Below are 20,184 nucleotides of genomic sequence, written 5' to 3' on the forward strand. Positions count from 1 at the left end.
ATGTATTTGTCTTGAATATAGAATAATTGAAAATCATTCTCACTGTCAAATGTTTTGATTATCAATTAGGTTAGGTAACGATGAATATGCCAATTTTTTAAGCGTGTTTGTTTTTTTAGCAGTTTTTCTTTTAATTATTTGGCAGTTCCGGCAAATAAAAAACGATTTGGAACATGTAATCCAAATCGTTTTTTTATCTTATACCCAGCCGCGGAAACGAGAAGCTTCAGCTGATTTTTTGATTCCTGCCATGTAAGCAGCGAGTCTCATGTCTACGTCATTTTCTTGAGCGATTTGATAGATCGTTTCAAATGAATCCACCATTACCTTGCGTAATTTGTAAGCTACTTCCTCTTCAGACCAGTAGTAGCCTTGATTATTTTGCACCCATTCGAAGTATGAAACCGTTACGCCTCCAGCACTTGCTAAAATATCTGGCACTAAAAGCACGCCTTTTTCATCTAAAATGCGCGTGGCTTCAAGCGTAGTCGGTCCGTTCGCCGCTTCGACTACAATAGAGGCTTTAATGTGATGAGCGTTACGAACCGTAATTTGATTCGAAATGGCTGCGGGTACTAAAATATCACATTCTTTTTCTAATAGTTCTTCGTTTGTTATCACATTTGTAAATAAATTCGTTACGGTACCAAAACTGTCGCGTCGATCAAGGAGGTAATCAATATCAAGACCAAGCGGATCATAAAGAGCTCCATACGCGTCTGAAATGCCAATTACTTTTGCACCTGCATCATGCATGAACTTAGCAAGAAAACTGCCGGCGTTTCCGAAGCCTTGAACGATAATTCGCGCTTCTTGCAAGTTAAGGTTTTTCTTTTTAACGGCTTCTTCAATACAAATGGTTACGCCTTTAGCCGTTGCAGTTTCACGTCCTTGAGATCCTCCAAGCACGATAGGTTTTCCAGTAATAAAACCAGGAGAATCGAACTCGCGGAGTCGACTATATTCATCCATCATCCACGCCATAATTTGAGAGTTTGTATAGACATCCGGTGCAGGAATATCTTTAGTAGGCCCAACTATTTGACTGATGGCTCTTACATAGCCGCGGCTCAGTCGCTCTAGTTCACCAAACGACATGTTTCTTGGGTCACATACGATTCCGCCTTTACCGCCGCCGTACGGAAGGTCGACAATCCCGCATTTTAAACTCATCCAAATGGATAATGCTTTCACTTCTTCTTCATTTACTTCAGGATGAAAGCGCACGCCTCCTTTAGTAGGCCCGACAGCATCATTATGCTGAGAGCGGTAGCCAGTAAATACTTTTACCGCTCCATTATCCATTTTAACTGGAATACGAACCGTCATCATGCGCAGCGGTTCTTTCAGCAAATGATACATTTCTTCACCATACCCTAGTTTTTGAAGCGCTTCTTGAATAACGGTTTGAGTAGATAAAAACAAATTAAGTGACTCCTGTTCTTGCTGCTGTTCTTTTTTTAATTCACTAGCTGTTTTTGTAATGGACATTCTGTTCACCCCATATTAATCATTGAATTTTCTCAACGATTTAACATGCAATTCCTGTGCCAATTTCTGCTGCTTTACAACGGTTCTTATATTATACATAATCCGCATTAGCAAGCCTTATATTCCCTGCATAGGCTGATATTAGTATATACTTAAAGAAATAAGACAAACTATTTATACTGAAAAGGAGGAAAATACTATGTTAAATGAAAGAAAAGAACAAGAGCGAAGCAATCACTATATAGAATGTTGTTCCATCTGCGGAGAAAGGCTAACATCTTTTCAAGAAAAAGAAATTTTCACATGCGACAGCTGCTTTGAACAAAAAGTCAACGATGTGCTTTCTGAGCTGTAATCAGGTACTCTATTTTTTAGAAACAGGTGTCACAATATTAAAGTTTGGATCGATAGAATCCTGACAAGACAAAAAGAAATCCCATTTTGATTTATCTCCTTGAACAAATATGACCGAGCTATAAGAGTGATCATTTGTAGTTGTTAGCCGATATAAGGTATCTTGCCACATCGTTACCGTCACCTCAGCTTTCTTTCGCGTATCTCCGAGGTATCTAAAGATTCCATGCTTAAGTTCTGTGAGAGCTACTTCATTGCGATCGGGTATCACAAACAATATACGATAGTTACATGCGCCTGCCTTTAATCCATCTACGCGAATGCTAAATAGTTCTAAAATATTTTTCAAAGGAAGTGTGTCCCATACTTCTTTTGTAATAATGTTGACTGGCAGCGGTATATTACCTAAACGAAGTTCTTTGGCTCCTGTTAAATATTCATTTCGCCAAGGACCAGATTCAGCTATATACCCTAATTGTTCAAGCGCGTCTGCGCATAAAAGTTTTGCCTTCACATGGTGAGGATTAGCGTAAATTACTTGTTTGGTCACTTCAGCTACCCATTGATAGTCGCCTTGCTGAAAACAGCGCTGTGCTTTTTTGACAATGTTGTCCGCTCCGCCCATATACTCTACATATTTCTTAGCTGACTCTTCAGGAAACAGTTTATTTAAATCTACAGGATTGCTGTTATACCAGCCCATATAGCGCTGATAAACCGCTTTTGCGTTATGGTTAACCGTTCCATAAAAGCCGTTTGTATACCACTCGTGAGATAGAGTTTCCGGAAGCTTCATCATTCGGCCGACGTGGTCGATGGTATAACCTTGATTCATCAGCCTTAATGTTTGGTCATGAATATATTGATAAACATCTCGTTGATTTTCGATATAGGTAATACACGACTCGTTTCCGAACCTTGGCCAATTATGTACCCCAAATACAGTTGTTAGTTCTTGGCCAAATAAATTGATTGCTTGCTGCAAGTACCTTGCCCATGCTGCTGCGTCTCTTACTTTTGCTCCTCTGAGCGTATAGAGGTTGTGCTGAGTAGCCGTGCAGTTTTCTGCAATACACAGAGACTTTTCACTAGGAATATAGATGTTCATTTCAGCAGGCGCTTCCGTCCCTGGCGTAAGCTGAAACTGAAATGAGACGCCGTCAATTTTCTTACTTACATAAGAATGATATTCGGAAGGAAGAATTTCTTCTATTCCTGTAATAAGCGTGATCGTTCCAAATGAAATTTCTTTTCCGATGCCGTTGTCAATTAAGCCTTTTTCATCGCGTCGCAGTCGAATACCGTACATATATTGACTTCTTCGTGTCATTGCTGTTGCCGCCGTGACGTTTTCATCGATAACCGCATCCATAAATCCAGCAGGAGCATAAACTTTACTAGTTTTATTTTGTATTGAGTCAGGTAATATCCCTAGAACTCCACCGTAATGATCTATATGCGAATGAGAGAAGATAACGGCTCTAACAGGACGCTTCCCGCAGTGCTCATTTACTAGTTTAAGTCCTTCTTCCGCTGTTTCTTTTGACGTCAAGCAATCAATAACAACCCATCCCGTTTTACCTTTAACAAATGTAATATTAGCCATATCAAAGCCTCTTACTTGAAAGATACTTTCAGTTACCTGATATAAGCCGGCTTGTACATTTAATTTTCCTTGTTCCCACAGTTTAGGGTGGACAGTAGCAGGTGTAGATTGTTCAAATAAAAAAGCGTACTTTCTTAAATCCCATACAGGATACAGCTGATTTTTTTTGAAAATCAGAGGAAAAGGTACGCGTACAAGAGCTTGGTAATCCGCAAGATTTTGTTCTAATTTAACTTGTTCCCAGTCTATGTTTTTATAAGTCTCAGCATTAGTCGCTGCAGTCTTTTGAGTAGCATCTTTTCGGTGAATCGTTAACTCCTGTTCATAATCAAACAGCATAACCCCCTCCTTTTTATTACTTTATGCGTAAAAATAAGACGAAGTACAAAAGAGAGGGAAAATAGAGTCAACAAAAAAGAAGATGCGCTTAGAACGCATCTTCTTTTTTATACTGAATGTTATGTTTGAATAGTCGAGTATTCTGTCTGAATTAGACAGCCTAGCACTTAGTATAACGATTGTTTACCAATGTGCCTTTTGTAATTAAAGCAAATCTTCCTTCTAAGGTGCTCAATACGTTTCTTGAAGTCGCTGTAGAACAATGCATTTGTACAGTCTCTCCTTTCTTGTATTGGCCTTACATAGAATGTGTACCCGGGGAAAAATAATTAAAACTTGATTTGGGTATTTTTTCAAAAATAATAATAAATCCATTCCGGTGTTTTTTTAAGAGAACGTTCCCATTTAGGGATTTCATCTATTACTGTTTTGGTTAATCTGCGACTGTTTGTTTTATCTTCATTAATTTCTCGTTCTATGTGTGCAATCATCTCGCGATCGTAAATAATACAGCTTGCTTCATCATTTAAATAAAAACTTCTGGGATCCCAGTTGGCTGTGCTAATATTGGCAATCGTATGATCGATGACCATTACTTTTCCGTGAAAAAATCCCTTTTTATATAAGAAAATTCGAATACCTTGGTTTAATAGTTTCTCTGTTTTAGGGTAACTAGGCGGTTTAGTGAACCACGCATCGGTATTGTCTGGAAGTATAATATCAATTAAAACGCCTTTTTCTTTTGCTGAAATAAGTGCATTCATTAAATGTTCACTTGGAATAAAATAAGGGGTAGCAATGGTAAGCTTTACTTTGGCACGGTTGATTAGATCAATCATCTTTTGCTCAAGTTCTTCTCCAGTTGAAAACAGTAGCTGATAGTTTGCTCCGTTAGAGCGAGCGATAGGCACTCGCTGAGGAGATATATGTTGTCCCGTGTCTTCTTCCCAATCTTTCAAAAATTGCTTTTCAATTTCAAAAATACCTTCTCCTTTGATTCGCAAGTGGTAATCACGCCAATAGCCCAATTTTTTATGCTTCCCTAAGTATTCTTCTCCTATATTAAAACCTCCTAGGTAAGCTTCTTGACCATCTACTACGACAAACTTTCGGTGATTTCGATGATTAATGCTATAAAAAAAGTGCTGCCTGCTTGCTTTTCGGCTAAAAGTAAACTCAACTCCATTTTTCTTAAGATCATCTATGAGTGTTCGGGAGAGATCGTTTCCTCCAAAACGATCTACAGAAAGTTTAACCTTTACCCCTTCAGCTGCTTTCTCTTTCAATAGCTTAAATAGCTTCATGCTAATGTTGTCCGCTCGAATAATAAAAAATTGGATGTACACGTACTTTTTTGCTTTTTTAATGTCCTCAAATAAAGCAGGATATAAACTACTTCCTTGTGCATACAGCGCTATCTCGCCTTGGTAAACAGGCGTTTCGATAAGCGGATGTGCGCGAACATAAGCCTTATAGCCTTTTTTTACGTCCCATTGAAAAAACAAACATAAACAAAGCCCGCATACTAAAATAAACAGCATTCTTTTAACCATACTGTACTCCTGATTCATCTAATATGTATATATAGGCTTTGGAGGTTTGTTTTATTTTATATGAGGAAATGTATGGAAATATAAAACGTGTAACACAAAAAGCTTAATCATTTTTTGATTAAGCCTTTGTGTACTTCGCTAGCATTTAGTAAATATAGTCCTTATACAAGTCAGACTGAATAACCTTTTTATAAGCGAGACCGTGTTTCTTAGTAAGCGCTTTTACCTCATCTACACAGCTTTGAGCGCTTCTTGGTGATACATAAATTTCATTGATAAGCTGATGTAAATTACATGTAAGGAGGTTGCCATGCTCGTGAGAAAACTCATACGATCTTTTTTCAAGGATATCCATTCGTTTTTGCCATTGATTTGCGGAAATACCTTGAATTTCAAATAGCTTTTGCAGCTTCCAAGCGTGTATACGACTTGCTACAATAACAAGCCTCAATTCATTTTCATGCTGATAGGATTTGCGCTTGTAAAATAACGTGTCATATACAGAGTGACTGATCATTTCTTTTTGGAAGTCTATGTACTGCACTTTGCCAGAGAAGATTTTATAGCGCAAATCTTTAATACTGCACAATAAATTTTCATAGGTGGTTTTAATAGCTACGCCATCATTCCCCTTTAAATATAGATCCCACATTCCAGCGGCTTCGTAGTCATTGATATGCCAGGATGAAACAGCAGAAAATTCATGGATTTTTCTTATATAGGTTCTAGAGGTACGGTTATGACGTTCGCCTGTTTTTCTTAACTCTTCTATGTTCCACATCGAAGAGCATCCTTCAAGTGGGTCCGAAAATGCATCAGGTTTTGCGAAAAAAAGCGCATTGGTTTCTAGTAAATCTTGAAAATCAGACAGCGGCATAAATCGCCACACTGTCGGATTATTGTGCACCTTATAGCGTTCATCATAATCGTCATAGCTAGATTCGAATCTTTTGGCATATTCGTACGCTTTCTCTCTATAAGCTAAATCCATTGGTTTTCCTCCTCTGAATGCATATTCATACTTGAATTATAGCACTTAATTGTTGTAATTTTCAAAATTATCCACCTGCATTAAGTTCTATTATCAGAAAAGAAGACACGCCTCAACATCTACAGCGCGTCTTCTTATTTAATGAAATGAATGTTTTGCTTAACACTTTCACTTTCTGGCTGATTTAATTCTAATAAATAAATTTCATCCGCTCGAAAATCAGTATTCTTCATTTCTTTTTTTAAGGTACGAATAAAGGCAGCTGAACTTTTTCCATAGGCTTCAAAATAATGAAACGTGTGTACAACAAATAGAATGGATGCTCCACTGTAATCTTTTTTGCTCTTTTTTTGGATGTTTTCTAGCACTTTTTCTATATACTCTTCCACAGAACCTTCCGTCTGGATACGGGGTAGAGCAAAATTTCCTGAATTGACCCTCTGTGCATCTTCAAATTCCAGTTTCCCATCTTTGTAAGAAGTAATTTCAATTCGTTTTTCAGTACCATCCGGCTGAAGAATTAATCCGTCGTATCCTTGACTTCCAATAATAAGCTTCAATTTTGAATTTCTCGGACAATAAGAAGATTGGCTGAAACAATAAAGCGGATAAAACTCTTCAAAAAACTTTTTGAAACGCCCTTTTTTGAGTCGAGCTAATTTTATATACTCTTTGTTTTGATGAATCATTTGCTGCGTGTGTTCAAAATACTGCTTCATTTCTTCTTGCGTTCTGTACACATCAAGGTCTTTAAATAATTTATCCATCTTTTTCACCTTCAATCCTGCCAACTAAAAAAGTATCCTTACTTAGTAGATACATATTCACAAACGTGTGTGACAATTTTCTTTTTTTAGAGATATAGCCTTTTTTAAAACAAAACAAGCACACTTTTCTTTTTTGTACATATTCTGTTATTCGTGCGTTCAATTATAAGCGTACGTTTCAGCCTTTAGTTGTAAAAAATGAACCGTAAACTTACAGCTGATGGCCGATGATATGCGTTTGATTATTTCATAAACTATAACAAACAGGAAACTTAACAATGATTGAGGTGTTGGAAATGTTTGATAATGATTACGTAGTTAAAACCATTCATGATTTACATGTAAAACGTACAGAAAGTAAATTAAAAATCTTCTTAACTTATTTTTGCCATAAAAAATAACGCATGTTTATAGATGGTAATATAGAGTCAGTTATTACTTGAAGTTTCTTATAGGAAGAAGACAGACTGGGACAATTTAAAAGGAATTTGATACAAGTAAAAAGGAACAGTGGTTAATCCGCTGTTCCTTTTTACTACACCTGCAATTCTCGAATAAGTTCAGCAAGAATTTTAATGCTTCTATCGATATCTGGTAAAGAGGCATAGGCGTAAGAAAGCCGAAGATAACTGCCGGTTTCTTGTGCATAGATACTTCCAGAATTAAGCAATATCCTTCTTTTTAAAGCACGAGAGTATAAAGATTTCATTGAAATAGAAGGTTGAATATGCACCCATATAAAAAAGCCTCCTTCAGGATTCGTCCATGTTGCTAAATCTCCTGCGTATGTTTCTAAAGCATTAAGCATCACTTTTCTTCTTGTTCGCAATTCGGTTCGTACGGTCTCCATATGCTGTTGATATAAGCCATTTTTAAACCATTCGGCTGCCACTCTTTGAGATAATGAGCTAGAACCATAATCTGTTTGCATTTTAATATCCGCCAAACGCTCAATGACTGGTTCTGGGCCGACTATCCATCCGATACGTAATCCCGGGCTTAATGTTTTAGAAAGACTGCTAACATATAATACGTGTCCATTTTTATCTAAAGCCTTCAATGGCAAAGGAGGCCGTTCGTCTAGCCATAATTCGCGGTATAAATCATCTTCAATAACAGGAAGCTGATGTCCCTCGCACTCTTTTAATAAATCATAACGCCGATTGTGAGACATTAATGTTCCTGTTGGGTTATGGAAACATGGATTTGTATATAAAATAGCTTGCCCTTCTTGAGGATCGGCTTGTTTTAAAGCTGCTACTTTTATTCCTTCCTCATCCATAGGGAGACCTTTAAGTTTCATTCCGGCTGATTGGAATACATGTAAGGAGTATAGATAAGAAGGTTTTTCTAGCAAAACCGACGAGTTCCTTTGCAGCAGTCCAATTGAAATAAGCTGAAGAGCTTGAAGAGCGCCGGAAACAATTAAAATAGAATCTGGAGAAGATTCAATCCCCATTGTTTTCATATACGCACTTAACTCTTTTCGTAAAGGAAAATACCCCTTTGGTTCTTCGTATCCCAGAACCTCCATGTTTTTTGCTACTTTTTCTACGGCGTATTTCATTTTGTTTTTAGGAAATATATCAGGTGAAAGCTCTCCTTTGCTTAATTGAATAAGATTTGAGTTAAATTCGGATTCATTAATATCTTGTACCATTGCTTGACTAGGACGATGCATACCTGATTTCACATGAACGTTCCAATCCGGCGGGTTCGTAGCTAAAAGTGTCCACGTATTATTTATAACAATTGTTCCCGTTCCCATCTTACCTTCAATTAAACCGTCCGCTGTTAATTCATCTAATGCTGTGATGACCGTACTTCGGTTAACCTCAAACATAGCCGCAAGCTTTCTCTGACTAGGAATTTTACTTCCGATCGGCCATTCGCCACGAGCGATTTTCCCTTTCATAAAATCAATAATTTGCTTGTATTTTGGATAACTTGAACTGTCCTCTTGAGTCATACGTTTACTCCTATTTTAAAAGTGGTTGGGTTAATTGCCTTTAAACTGGTTGAAGACATTTTATCAAATGTTTATTAACATGGGAACAACAATAGATACTGGTTGGGTTTAAAACAAACAATGGAGATGAATAGGTATGAAATTAACGTTTAGTCTTGTGTTTTTACATTTACTGATGATTAGCTTGTGGGCTTCAGCATTTCCAGTTATTCAAATAGGGCTGGAATCGTTTTCTCCTCAGCATCTCGCAGTTGTTCGGTTAAGTATTGCTTCTGTAGTGCTATTAGTTATTGCAATAGCCACACGCATGCGCTTGCCTGATATAAAAGATATTCCACTTCTTTTAGCGCTCGGTTTTTTAGGTTTTACCGTCTATCACACAGCATTAAACATTGGAGAAAAAACGGTAAGTGCGGGTATTGCGAGTTTACTGATCTCGACGACTCCTATTTTTTCCGCGTTTTTAGCTATTTTCTTTTTTCATGAAACGTTCGGAAAAAGAAAATGGATTGGATCTGCAGTAAGCTTTGCAGGTGTTGCACTTTTAACCTTTAGCAAAGAGAATTTTGTACACTCAGCTAATGGAATTTTACTGATTCTACTAGCTGCCCTTGCAGAAAGCATTTATATCGTATGTCAAAAAGATTTATTAAAGAAGTATGGTTTTCTTTCTTTTGTGACGTACAGTATTTGGGGAGCTACAATTTCTATGCTGATTTTCTTGCCAGGACTAGGAACAGATTTTTTAAATATCTCGTTCAGATCAGCGATAAGCGTTATATATTTAGGGTTATTTCCAACCGTTATTCCGTACATAATACTCGCTTATCTGACATCACGTGTAGGTTCTGCTGAAGCTGCCATTTCTCTTTACTTAACTCCTGCGCTGTCCTTTTTCTTAGCGTGGCTGCTTTTAAAAGATATCCCAAGTGTAGCAGCTATTGTAGGGAGCATTATTACGTTATGCGGCGTGTTGCTTACACATAGTAAAAGACGAGCAGTAGTAAAAAAGACGAGGTTCACAATACAAAGATAATGTGTATGGTTTAGGGAATTCTCTTAGAAGCTATGTTTTTTATTTATATATTTTATTTAGAACATACTTTAATTTATTCTTTTTGCAGTTTAATTAATATAAAAAACCGCCTTTCTTTAATCTTGGTTTGAGATTTAAAGAAAGGCGGTTTTTTATGCAGTTTCTAATTCTGCTTTTATTTTTCCAGCCACTGCGTGAGTCAGCTGCTGAAGGTCATAAATCTCTTCTCCTGAAAGTACTACATGTCCGTTTAAAACGTGGTTATGTTTATATGCTCGATACGTCACTTCAATACTTTTTATCGCACGCTCTACTTCATCGTTCACCATAATGTTTTCGTAGTGATAGGACAGTGTTTCAATTCGAATCTGCGTATTTTTCATATTCATTCACCCTCCATGAACTGTTGACTAAAAATATGACTGTTAGAGGTAAACTATACATAGAACCTTTTTTGTTACCACCTACTTTGTTATTTAGAACATATTTTAATTACTTAATTGATGTTTGCTATTCTTATTTTATAAAATCCCAAACCAAAACCCCGCTCTTCGGAGCAGGGTTTTATTGCTTGTAGTACCAACCTTTTTTATCTAAAAACTGCTTAACTTTTACGAAATCAAGTCCAGCTACTGTGAGTTCGGCTGACGGATTACCTATTGCATGTACATTTAATTCACTGTCAATTCCTTCATTCTTTAAGAAAGCACGGAACTCCGTTTCCATGTCTTTACTTAATCCACCTGTTTTAATTGTAACGTGAATAGGTTCCACGTCTTTCATTTGCACAAATCCACCCGGAACAGCCCATGCTGCATACGTATAGCCATATACGCTAAATACCGTATCTTTTTTTATAGTTCTAAAATTTTTTGTTACATTGGCATACTTGTAAACCCCAATATCCTTCTTCGCTTTTACTTGGAAAGAATATTTATCTCCCAGTGAAGTAACCTTAGGTAATGCTTCTTCTATAGGATTGCTTACACCTTTAAGCAATTCCATCATTTTAGTTAAGGTTTTTTCATCAGCTTTTCCAGTTGACGCTAATCCATACTTCTCTTGAAAAGCTTTAACAGCTGCAACGGTTTCATTTCCGTATTGACCATCGCTTCCTTTTTGAGAAAGATCAAACCCTAATTTAATTAAGTTTTGCTGCAGTTCTTTTACGGCTAGTCCGCTATCACCTTGCTGCAATTGTGCTGAGGGATTATTATTATCCACCACCGTAATGCCTGTATTAATACTATTAAAGAAGTCCAGATCCATTTCATTGATATCAACATTGCCGTTAATTCCTTTTACTTTTCCTTGATCTGTATATTGGAACATAGCCCATCTATCCCAGATTGCTGTATTCCCTGGATTAATAAATCCCTTAGAACGGTTACTCCCACTGTAACGAGCTACCCATAGCGGATATTTTGCTACAGCGCTTGTAAAATTGGATGTAATAAAACTATATCCCGTATAAAGAATAGGCGTGATGCTTGTTTTCCTTTCAATATACTCCATCCATCTAACAGCAAAGGCTGTGACCTGCGCTTTTGTTTTCCCTTTATTTTCTTCCAAATCTAAGCAATGAGGCAAATCAACTTTCATGCTGCCCAATTTATTTAAAAAGAAATTAACTTCTGCAATAGGATCATTATCAGCATGAGCAAAGTGGTAAAATCCCACACGTAAGCCTGCGTTTTTTGCTCCTATATAATTATCATATGATTTTTTATCTAAGAAGGTTGTGCCTTCTGTTAATTTAATATACGCGCCTTTTACCCCATCTGACGCCACTTTTGTCCAATCAATTGTTCCGTTGTGATGAGAAACATCAATGACCTTAATATTTTGATTATTACGGTTTTGCACTGCTATCACTCCTTCCTACAAACTATGAATAAAAAAGAAAATGGCAACTGATACAGGCCTAATAGATAGATTTTAGGCTTTGTAGTAAGCTGCCTGATAAGGAGTGATTTGAGCTACTAGGACCTTTTTTGAGGGTTATCTTATTAAAATAAAGGAATTTATTTAATTTAATAAAGTTATAAGAGCCATAGTCGTTTATACTAAATATAAAAATATTGTATAAAAAGTGGAGGAATATGATGTCTATAATAAAGGAAGCACGTAAATATGCTGAAGACGCTCATGGCGGTCAAATGCGCAAATTGTCTGATAAACCTTATATTGTTCATCCTATTAACGTAGGTGATATTTTAGAAAAAGCGGGTTTTAGTAAAGAAGTAATTGCAGCAGCTTATCTGCATGATGCTGTAGAAGATACAAATGTAACACTTGAAGAAATTGGACAAAAATTTGGTTTAGAGGTAGCGGAGATTGTTGAAGCACACACAGAAGACAAATCAAAAAGCTGGGAAGAACGTAAACAGCATACAATTCAAACCGCTAAAACAGCTTCTCTTGAAGTGAAAGCCTTAATTGTAGCAGATAAATTAGATAATTTACGGTCTTTAAAAGAAAGCTATGATCAGCACGGAGATACGATTTGGAATAGCTTTAAAAGAGGATTTGAAAAGCAGAAATGGTACTACGAGTCCATCAGTAAATACGCTGAAAAAGGATTAGAATCAAGTCAGATTCCAAGCTTCTTTTATACGTACGAACAAGAAGTAAATGATTTTTTTAGAAGTTAATATTCATATAAAGAAATTAGAAAACACTGAAAATAACTATTGCGAACGTGCCATATACGTATTAAAATATAGTAGAGTCAATAAACGATAAAGACTCTACATAATCGGGACTGTAGTTCAGTGGGAGAATACTTGTCTGGCAGACAAGGGGTCGTGGGTTCGAATCCCATCAGTTCCATAAAATCAGTTGTATCAAGGGTTTAAAACACTTTAAAACTCTGCACGATGGAATGGTCGCAATACTGTTTCATTTGACCTCTTCATGATTTCCATGAAGAGGTTTTTTATTTTCTTTTTTTATGATTGATCCTCATGATTTTTATAATTGTTCTTTTCATTGCTTCTACTTACAATTTCTCTAAGTTCGCCCTCGTCGCCTTTTGCATTAATAATTTCAAAAAGCTGATTCAGCCCTTCACTTGTTTCATCTTTTGTTTCTTTGTCCATTCTATCCCCTCCTTTTGCTTTTAGGATGCCCATTTTTTACACAATGTTTCATTTAAAAAGCAATTTATACACATTAATGGTCCATAAAAGTATACCTTTACTCGATACACGGATATACTTAATCAATCCTTTAAGTTTTGCAGCGCTTTATAGTTTTTTTAATACTCATCTATAATAAAATACTCATCACAAACTTCATCAAAATCGTTCTCTTCGTGTAATTCTATTTCTTGATCTTTAGATATCTCGTTTTTTTGTGTAAATAGTTTAAAAAACTTGTTTAACATTGCTCCACCTCATATAAATTATTCATACATTCAGTATGATTAATTTATATGAAGCCAGTATGAATTGAGGCTTAAGATAATTTGAAGTTAGATATTAACGTGAGATGTTAAGCGTGTTTACTTCTCTTTGGTTCTATCCATAATCGAAAGAAAAAATGCAAACTATAAAAAAGAACTTTGCATGCTGCTGCAAAGTTCTTTTTTGTACCATCGTTAAAAGCTATTCAGTTAACAGTCCTTCTTACGCTTTTTTTCAAACCATCCATAGGCAATTTCAGCTTCGATTTCTTTATTTCCTGGAGAAACTAAGAAAATAACGTATGAACCGTTGTTTGGAAAGATAAATTTGCCGTCTTCATCACTTACTAATGTACTTTTCGGCGGAACAACACGGTTAAATACGTTTACCCCTTTAGCAGGAACGCCTTTTACCATTTCTGCAAATTTAATTTTCCCTTTTGGCTTTGAACGTATTGTAGTATTTGCTGGACTCACATTATCTGAAGTTGTTCCTTTTCCAGGGGGGATAGAATTAAACCAAATTTCAGCAGTAAAAGGTTCGTTTGAATAGTTAGTGATAGTAAAAGCATTCACAAATAAATCTACTCCGGAGCCGGAAGGGTTCACTAATCCGCCCCAAGCGTTTCTGTTTCCACCAAAACGAATAGGCTCAGTTTGTCCAACAAAATAGTCTCCTTTTAACGATTGATATAAAGGATTAGGTATATTAACCGCTTTAATATACTGTTTGTTCGAACTCATAACTTGACATACAATCACCCCCTTTTTTGTACTATATTTTATGAAGTTTTTCGATAAACGCTTGGACAAGTGTATATATAAACGAAAAAAAGATAGACACCCTCTTGTGCCTACCTTTTTCTATCACTTTTCCAAAATGAAATTTCACTTTTTTCTTTTCTTCCTAATACTCTTGTCTATACCTGGTGTATAAAGGATTGTTTCGTTACTTTATCGTCCAATGTTTATTTAATATTCCCACAATCACTTATTCTTAACATAGTAATCATCTATTCTTTTACGGTCATAAAATGGAGAATTTTAATCTTTTTTTCGCAATATTCAACGATATCATAACAAGTTGTGAGGATATCATGTCTAGACAGTTCTATTTCATCCAATACAAACTTTGAAAGCTGCTTTTGCAGAACCTCCAGCTTTTTGCTGTCTTCTTCATCGATCCATAGTCCTTCCGTAATACACACATCTGCTAGTTTGTTAATAGATTGAGCCGTCCAGTTTAAGCCGGCTGAAGAAACGGTTATTGTCAGTAAATCATTTTTTATAGCTAGAATAACTTGACACACATGGGTATAGGCATCAACTTTCTTTTGGATAAATGCTTTGCGAAGCTCTTGCTTGTATTGCTCTTTCGACATCGCTATAGCTACGACAGACGTAATGAATGTTCCTGCCAGCGCGATGAGCGACCCTATCAAAATTCCTATCATTTCTTCTGACAAAACGTTCACCTCTTTAAAGATATTTCTATATGCTATGGGACTGAAGGAAATGATATGAGGATAAATACCATGTAAAAACAGCCCTAACTTAGAAAAGTTAGGGCTGAAACACTAAAATATGATGGTAACCAAATTAGATAATACGACTTGTAATAATTCCTTCAATTTGACCAATTTTTTCTTCTAGCTCAGGCACAATCTCGTCACTTACTTGATTGTCAATATCGATCATTGTATACGCATATTCACCGCGGCTTCTGTTCACCATATCTGCGATGTTTAAATTGTAGTTTGAGAATACTTGCGTAAGCTGTCCTACCATATTCGGCACGTTGTGATGGAAAGCAGCTACGCGTTTTTTCCCAGTGTAAGGTAGAGATGCATTCGGGAAGTTCACTGAATTTTTAACGTTTCCTGTTTCTAAGAAATTTTTCACTTGACGTGCTGCCATTACCGCACAGTTTTCTTCTGATTCTTGAGTTGATGCCCCTAAATGAGGAATTGGCACAACATTTTTCATGTTCAAGACATTTTGATTTGGGAAATCTGTAATATATCGACCAACTTTTCCACTTTCAAGAGCAGCTTTCATATCTTCTTCGTTTACAAGCTCACCGCGTGAGAAGTTCAAAATATGAACATCAGGTTTCATGATGCTAAACGTTTCTTTATTGAAAACACCTTTTGTGTCGTCCGTTAATGGAACGTGAACCGTAATATAGTCAGATGCTGCAAATAGTTCTTCTAGAGACATTGCACGCTGTACGTTGCGAGACAAATTCCAAGCTGTATTAACAGAAATGAATGGATCAAAACCAATTACGTCCATATCTAAATCAAGCGCGTCGTTTGCTACAAGAGCACCAATTGCACCTAAACCAATAACGCCTAATGTTTTACCTTTGATTTCTTTTCCAACAAACTGTTTTTTACCTGCTTCAACTAACTTAGGAATTTGATCACCTTGGCCGTCTAATCCTTTTGTCCATTCAACTCCAGCAAATAAGTTACGAGAAGAAGCCATAATTGTAGTTAAAACCATTTCTTTTACTGCGTTTGCATTAGCTCCTGGCGTATTAAATACAACGATACCTTGCTCCGTGCAAGCGTCCACCGGTATATTATTAACCCCTGCTCCAGCTCGTGCAATAGCTTTTAAATTTTGGTCAAATGCCATGCTGTGCATGTTAAAGCTACGCACGACAATCGCATCTGGATTTTCGCTGTCGTTGTCAATTTGATAACCTTCTTGATTAAAAACATTTAGACCTTTTTGTGCAATGTTGTTTAATGTTTTGATTGTTTGTACTTTTTCTAATGTTAATGTGCTCATTTTGTACTCTCCTCTGATTATCATCGTAGTTTTACATGTTTTTACCTTTGGATAAAGGAACTTCATTTTTAATTTTTTTAAAAGTCTGGTTTTTTAGCCTACATGTCTGATAACTTCTATATCCTCTCCCCCTAAACAGAAAGAGGTAAGAGATATGTATTAATCCCTTACCTCTGCCCAGGCGAACGGCTACGTCACTATATGCTTCCTCACGGTTATCCGCGTTTCGCCAGTCACATATAGTCTTTGAAATTAAGTATATTCTAGCAAACTCTTTCAGAACGTTCAACCTTTTTTTAAAAGTTTGCTTTTTTCAGTCTAATTTTTAATCTCTTTAGTGAATCTCCTAATATATTGACAAATATCCTAATACATGTTAAATAAAAAGAGTGATTAGCACTCTATCCACTCAAGTGCTAATTATTTTATAAGCCCTATTTGGAAAGGAGAACTTCTTATGTCAAAAAAAGAATTCAAAGCCGAATCAAAGCGATTATTAGAGATGATGATTAATTCCATCTATTCTCAAAAAGAAGTATTTTTGAGAGAACTTCTATCAAATTCAAGCGATGCAATCGATAAAATTTATTACAAAGCCTTAACAGACGACTCCTTGCGTTTTAACAAAGAAAGCTATTACATAAAAGTAACACCAGATAAAACTAACCGTACCTTAACCATTACGGATACTGGGATTGGCATGACGCAAGAAGAGCTTGAAAGTAGCTTGGGCACAATTGCGCGAAGCGGTTCCCTTGCGTTTAAAAATGAAAATGAAACAAAGGACGGACACACGATTATTGGCCAATTCGGCGTTGGGTTTTACGCAGCGTTTATGGTGGCAGATGTCGTAACGGTGATTAGTAAAGCGTTAGGCAGCAATGAAGCCTATAAATGGGAATCTACTGGTGCTGATGGTTATTCAATCGAACCTTGCGAAAAAGAAACGGTTGGAACTCAAATCATTTTAAAAATCAAAGAAAATACAGAAGATGAAACATATGATGAGTATCTAGAAGAGTATCGTTTAAAAGAGATCATTAAAAAATATTCAGACTTTATCCGCTACCCGATTAAAATGGACATAACGGAAAAACGTCCTAAAGAAGGTTCTGATAACGAGCTAGAAGATTATACAGAAGAGCAAGTTATCAACAGTATGGTACCGATCTGGAAGAAAAATAAAAATGAATTGACTTCAGAAGACTATGAGCAATTTTATTCAGAAAAGCGCTACGGGTTTGATAAACCGCTCACTCACCTTCACATTAATGTGGATGGAGCGATTCGCTACAATGCTATTTTATTTATTCCAGAAAATAGTCCGTTTGATTACTACTCAAAAGAATTTGAAAAAGGACTTGAACTGTATTCAAACGGCGTATTAATTATGAATAAATGCGCAGATCTTCTTCCAGACTACTTTAGCTTCGTGAAAGGTATGGTAGATTCTGAAGATTTATCTCTTAATATTTCGCGTGAAATCTTACAGCAAGATCGCCAGCTTCAGCTGATTGCCAAAAACATCGGCAAGAAAATCAAAAATGAATTAAAAAGTTTGCTTAAAAACGAACGTGAAAAGTACGAGAAGTTTTATGAATCATTTGGCCGCCAGCTAAAATACGGCGTTTACAGTGACTTTGGCAGCAACAAAGATGTATTAAAAGACCTGCTTTTATTCTATTCTTCTACAGAGAAAAAGCTCGTAACACTAGACGAGTATGTATCACGCATGCCTGAGGATCAAAAGTATATCTATTATGCATCAGGCGAATCGTACAACCGCATTGAAAAGCTTCCTCAAGCAGAATTAGTTGCAGATAAAGGGTACGAAATTCTGTATTTTACAGAAGATATCGATGAATTTGCGATTAAAATGTTAATGACGTACAAAGAAAAAAAATTTAAGTCTGTTTCAAGTAGTGACTTAGGGATTGAAGCAGAAGAAGAACAGCTCAATGAGTCTGAGGAAAAAGAGAATAAAGAGCTATTTGACTATATGAAAAAAGCTTTGGCGGGAAAAGTAGGAGATGTGCGCGCGTCTAAACGTTTAAAAACACACCCCGTTTGCTTATCAGCTGATGGTGAAGTAACGATTGAAATGGAGAAAATTTTAAGTGCTATGCCTGATAATCAGAATGTAAAAGCAGAAAAAGTGTTAGAAATTAACGTAAATCATGATGTATTCGCTTCTTTAAAAGATGCATTTGAGAATGATAAAGGGAAATTAGACCTTTATACAAATTTATTATATAACCAAGCTCTTTTAATTGAAGGCTTATCTATTAGTGATCCAGTTGAATTCACAAATGATATTTGTAAAATTATGATATAAAAATCAGGCGCAGAATCATTCTGCGCCTGATTATATGTATGGCATAATAAAATTAGTTATATAGTAAGAAGCGATAAAAATGGGTGCGGGCAGTTCTTCTGTTACTCTTATTGAGTGTTTGCCTTCTTTAAAATGAAAAAGATCTGATTTAAATTCTGCGACTTTTTCTCTTTTTCCATTAAAAATACACGCTTCCTCTACGGCTTCATGACTGTTTAACATGTAGACGTTATTTCCCCATCTAATTTCTTGTGCTCCTTCGTTTTTGATTATTCCTTTCCCTAATAGATACCCCACTGTTTTTCCACTTTCTTTTATCACCCACCGGTGTTTTTTTATGTGATCAATAAACACCGTTCTTCCTTCCCATTGAACTTGTAAATGTACCTTTAAGCCGCAGGAAAAGATAGGAAACCAAGAAATAGAATCTAAAACTGGAAGTCCATCACGAGTTAAAAAATCAATACTTTTAGTCCACATATTTTTATGCACTCTCTTAAGCTGTCCGACATTTTCTCCATTTTCATTTGTAACTGCTACGGTCTTCCCCGCTGATTTAAAATAGGGAAAATAAAAAATATATTCTTGCATATAAGCCTCCAAAGCTTCTGTACCTTATATTAAAAGCGTGTACATAGTTATGTTTCTATCTTTCATATATTTCGTTTGTTTCTTTGGATTTCTTCCTTTGTTTAAATTGGCTTTGATTTTCTTTTAAATGCTTTAGTAAAGCAACAATCAAGAAACTAACAATCACAAGAAGAAGCCAAGAGCTAATTTTACTTATATGAACCATTGTCCACTGCTGCTGTTGATCTGGATACTGCCATGCTCCGAAAAATGTTGCGATATTTTCAGCGATCCAAATGAAAAAGCCAATCAGTACAAAAGACAATACTAAAGGCATGCGATATGTACGTTTGTTAACCGTAAAATACACAAAAGTTCGATAAAAAATAAGTAAAGTAAAAAGTTTTAAAAACCAGCGGAAGTCGTAAATGAAATGATGCGTGAAAAAGTTAAGGTAAATGGTTATACTTAGTATACTGACAATCCACGTAGAAGGCCAATTCGCAAGCTTTAATTCAAGCCTTCTCCACACTTGGCACATGTAGCTGGCTACACTAGCATACATAAATCCGCTGTACAGCGGAACTCCCCAAACTTTAGTGAAAGCTTTTTCCGGATAGCTCCATGAGCCCATATGAACTTTGTAGAGTTCTAACGCTAGTCCAATTAAATGAAATACTGCAATGACTTTTACTTCATCAAGCGTTTCGCGTTTAAACATCACCATTAAAACTTGAGTTCCTAGACAGACTAATAAAATAAGGTCATATCTAGAAATAAACGGTACTTCAATTATTTTTGTCAGAGCCAATGTAAGAAAAATAATAACAGGAAAAACACAGGATTTTGCTTGTTCTAAACCAAAATAGATTAATTGCTTCATTGTAACATCCTATCTTTATAGTATTCCTTAGTATTTTCACAGAAATGATTCTCTGAAAATTATTGCAGATTTTTCAAATTTATTC

Annotated in this window: 19 protein-coding genes, 1 tRNA gene and 1 riboswitch; of the genes, 6 read left to right on the forward strand and 14 right to left on the reverse strand. The window is 36.0% G+C overall.

Features of this window, described 5'->3' with window-relative positions:
* Positions 1-198: 198 nt before the first annotated feature.
* Positions 199-1,491, reverse strand: a complete 1,293-nt coding sequence (locus tag ACO1DI_RS13315) for a Glu/Leu/Phe/Val family dehydrogenase (protein ID WP_221780017.1) — start codon at positions 1,489-1,491, stop codon at positions 199-201.
* Between the two features lie 199 nt (positions 1,492-1,690).
* Between ACO1DI_RS13315 and ACO1DI_RS13320 the strand changes: the two genes are divergently transcribed.
* Positions 1,691-1,846 (forward strand): hypothetical protein, encoded by a 156-nt coding sequence (locus tag ACO1DI_RS13320; protein WP_014460007.1) that lies wholly within the window; start codon positions 1,691-1,693, stop codon positions 1,844-1,846.
* A gap of 9 nt (positions 1,847-1,855) precedes the next feature.
* Here the strand turns inward: ACO1DI_RS13320 and ACO1DI_RS13325 are convergent, their stop codons facing one another.
* The 4 genes from ACO1DI_RS13325 to ACO1DI_RS13340 all read right to left on the reverse strand — a co-directional run bounded on the left by ACO1DI_RS13325 (position 1,856) and on the right by ACO1DI_RS13340 (position 7,101).
* The gene (locus ACO1DI_RS13325; RefSeq protein WP_423145367.1) at positions 1,856-3,790 is read right to left on the reverse strand and encodes an alkyl/aryl-sulfatase; all 1,935 of its coding nucleotides are present in this window, start codon (positions 3,788-3,790) and stop codon (positions 1,856-1,858) included.
* Between the two features lie 353 nt (positions 3,791-4,143).
* A complete protein-coding gene (locus ACO1DI_RS13330; RefSeq protein ID WP_423145368.1) occupies positions 4,144-5,343 on the reverse strand; it encodes a phospholipase D-like domain-containing protein in 1,200 nt (399 codons plus the stop codon).
* Positions 5,344-5,488: 145 nt separating this feature from the next.
* Positions 5,489-6,334 (reverse strand): DUF2971 domain-containing protein, encoded by an 846-nt coding sequence (locus ACO1DI_RS13335; RefSeq protein WP_243549357.1) that lies wholly within the window; start codon positions 6,332-6,334, stop codon positions 5,489-5,491.
* Positions 6,335-6,468: 134 nt separating this feature from the next.
* Positions 6,469-7,101 (reverse strand): hypothetical protein, encoded by a 633-nt coding sequence (locus ACO1DI_RS13340; RefSeq protein ID WP_208732290.1) that lies wholly within the window; start codon positions 7,099-7,101, stop codon positions 6,469-6,471.
* Positions 7,102-7,379: 278 nt separating this feature from the next.
* Between ACO1DI_RS13340 and ACO1DI_RS13345 the strand changes: the two genes are divergently transcribed.
* Positions 7,380-7,502 (forward strand): hypothetical protein, encoded by a 123-nt coding sequence (locus ACO1DI_RS13345; protein WP_014460012.1) that lies wholly within the window; start codon positions 7,380-7,382, stop codon positions 7,500-7,502.
* A 134-nt stretch (positions 7,503-7,636) separates the two neighbouring features.
* On the opposite strand, the gene ACO1DI_RS13350 is transcribed toward ACO1DI_RS13345, so the two are convergent.
* On the reverse strand, positions 7,637-9,070 hold the full coding sequence (locus ACO1DI_RS13350) for a PLP-dependent aminotransferase family protein (RefSeq protein ID WP_243556789.1): 1,434 nt from the start codon (positions 9,068-9,070) through the stop codon (positions 7,637-7,639).
* A 136-nt stretch (positions 9,071-9,206) separates the two neighbouring features.
* Between ACO1DI_RS13350 and ACO1DI_RS13355 the strand changes: the two genes are divergently transcribed.
* A complete protein-coding gene (locus ACO1DI_RS13355) occupies positions 9,207-10,106 on the forward strand; it encodes a DMT family transporter (protein ID WP_243556791.1) in 900 nt (299 codons plus the stop codon).
* Between the two features lie 152 nt (positions 10,107-10,258).
* On the opposite strand, the gene ACO1DI_RS13360 is transcribed toward ACO1DI_RS13355, so the two are convergent.
* Complete coding sequence (locus ACO1DI_RS13360) at positions 10,259-10,489, reverse strand: hypothetical protein (protein WP_230624629.1); 231 nt, start codon at positions 10,487-10,489, stop codon at positions 10,259-10,261.
* 181 nt (positions 10,490-10,670) lie between these two features.
* On the reverse strand, positions 10,671-11,972 hold the full coding sequence (locus ACO1DI_RS13365) for a GH25 family lysozyme (protein ID WP_371905632.1): 1,302 nt from the start codon (positions 11,970-11,972) through the stop codon (positions 10,671-10,673).
* A gap of 239 nt (positions 11,973-12,211) precedes the next feature.
* Between ACO1DI_RS13365 and ACO1DI_RS13370 the strand changes: the two genes are divergently transcribed.
* Entirely contained in the window at positions 12,212-12,760 is a 549-nt protein-coding gene (locus ACO1DI_RS13370; RefSeq protein ID WP_423145369.1) for an HD domain-containing protein, read from the forward strand.
* A 106-nt stretch (positions 12,761-12,866) separates the two neighbouring features.
* A tRNA-Ala gene (locus ACO1DI_RS13375) sits at positions 12,867-12,938 on the forward strand.
* A 119-nt stretch (positions 12,939-13,057) separates the two neighbouring features.
* Here ACO1DI_RS13375 and ACO1DI_RS13380 read toward each other — a convergent pair.
* The 4 genes from ACO1DI_RS13380 to ACO1DI_RS13395 form a co-directional block, all read right to left on the reverse strand.
* Positions 13,058-13,207 carry a hypothetical protein gene (locus tag ACO1DI_RS13380; protein ID WP_014460035.1) on the reverse strand — a complete coding sequence of 50 codons (150 nt, stop codon included), beginning with the start codon at positions 13,205-13,207 and terminating at the stop codon, positions 13,058-13,060.
* 515 nt (positions 13,208-13,722) lie between these two features.
* On the reverse strand, positions 13,723-14,256 hold the full coding sequence (locus tag ACO1DI_RS13385) for a DUF6143 family protein (protein WP_423145370.1): 534 nt from the start codon (positions 14,254-14,256) through the stop codon (positions 13,723-13,725).
* 269 nt (positions 14,257-14,525) lie between these two features.
* Positions 14,526-14,978: a hypothetical protein gene (locus ACO1DI_RS13390; protein ID WP_014460038.1), complete on the reverse strand. Its 453-nt coding sequence runs from the start codon at positions 14,976-14,978 to the stop codon at positions 14,526-14,528.
* Between the two features lie 133 nt (positions 14,979-15,111).
* Positions 15,112-16,311, reverse strand: a complete 1,200-nt coding sequence (locus ACO1DI_RS13395) for a phosphoglycerate dehydrogenase (protein WP_013057119.1) — start codon at positions 16,309-16,311, stop codon at positions 15,112-15,114.
* 168 nt (positions 16,312-16,479) lie between these two features.
* A riboswitch (ZMP/ZTP riboswitch) is annotated at positions 16,480-16,558 on the reverse strand.
* A 210-nt stretch (positions 16,559-16,768) separates the two neighbouring features.
* On the opposite strand from ACO1DI_RS13395, the gene htpG reads away from it, so the two are divergent.
* On the forward strand, positions 16,769-18,646 hold the full coding sequence (gene htpG / locus ACO1DI_RS13400) for a molecular chaperone HtpG (RefSeq protein WP_423145371.1): 1,878 nt from the start codon (positions 16,769-16,771) through the stop codon (positions 18,644-18,646).
* A gap of 30 nt (positions 18,647-18,676) precedes the next feature.
* Here the strand turns inward: htpG and ACO1DI_RS13405 are convergent, their stop codons facing one another.
* Together ACO1DI_RS13405 and ACO1DI_RS13410 are read right to left on the reverse strand one after the other, a co-directional pair.
* Complete coding sequence (locus ACO1DI_RS13405) at positions 18,677-19,237, reverse strand: tubby C-terminal domain-like protein (protein ID WP_209369230.1); 561 nt, start codon at positions 19,235-19,237, stop codon at positions 18,677-18,679.
* Positions 19,238-19,292: 55 nt separating this feature from the next.
* A complete protein-coding gene (locus ACO1DI_RS13410; RefSeq protein ID WP_014460041.1) occupies positions 19,293-20,099 on the reverse strand; it encodes a DUF817 domain-containing protein in 807 nt (268 codons plus the stop codon).
* Positions 20,100-20,184: the final 85 nt, after the last annotated feature.

The sequence above is a fragment of the Priestia sp. 40 genome (assembly GCF_049368575.1).
Taxonomy (GTDB): domain Bacteria; phylum Bacillota; class Bacilli; order Bacillales; family Bacillaceae_H; genus Priestia; species Priestia zanthoxyli.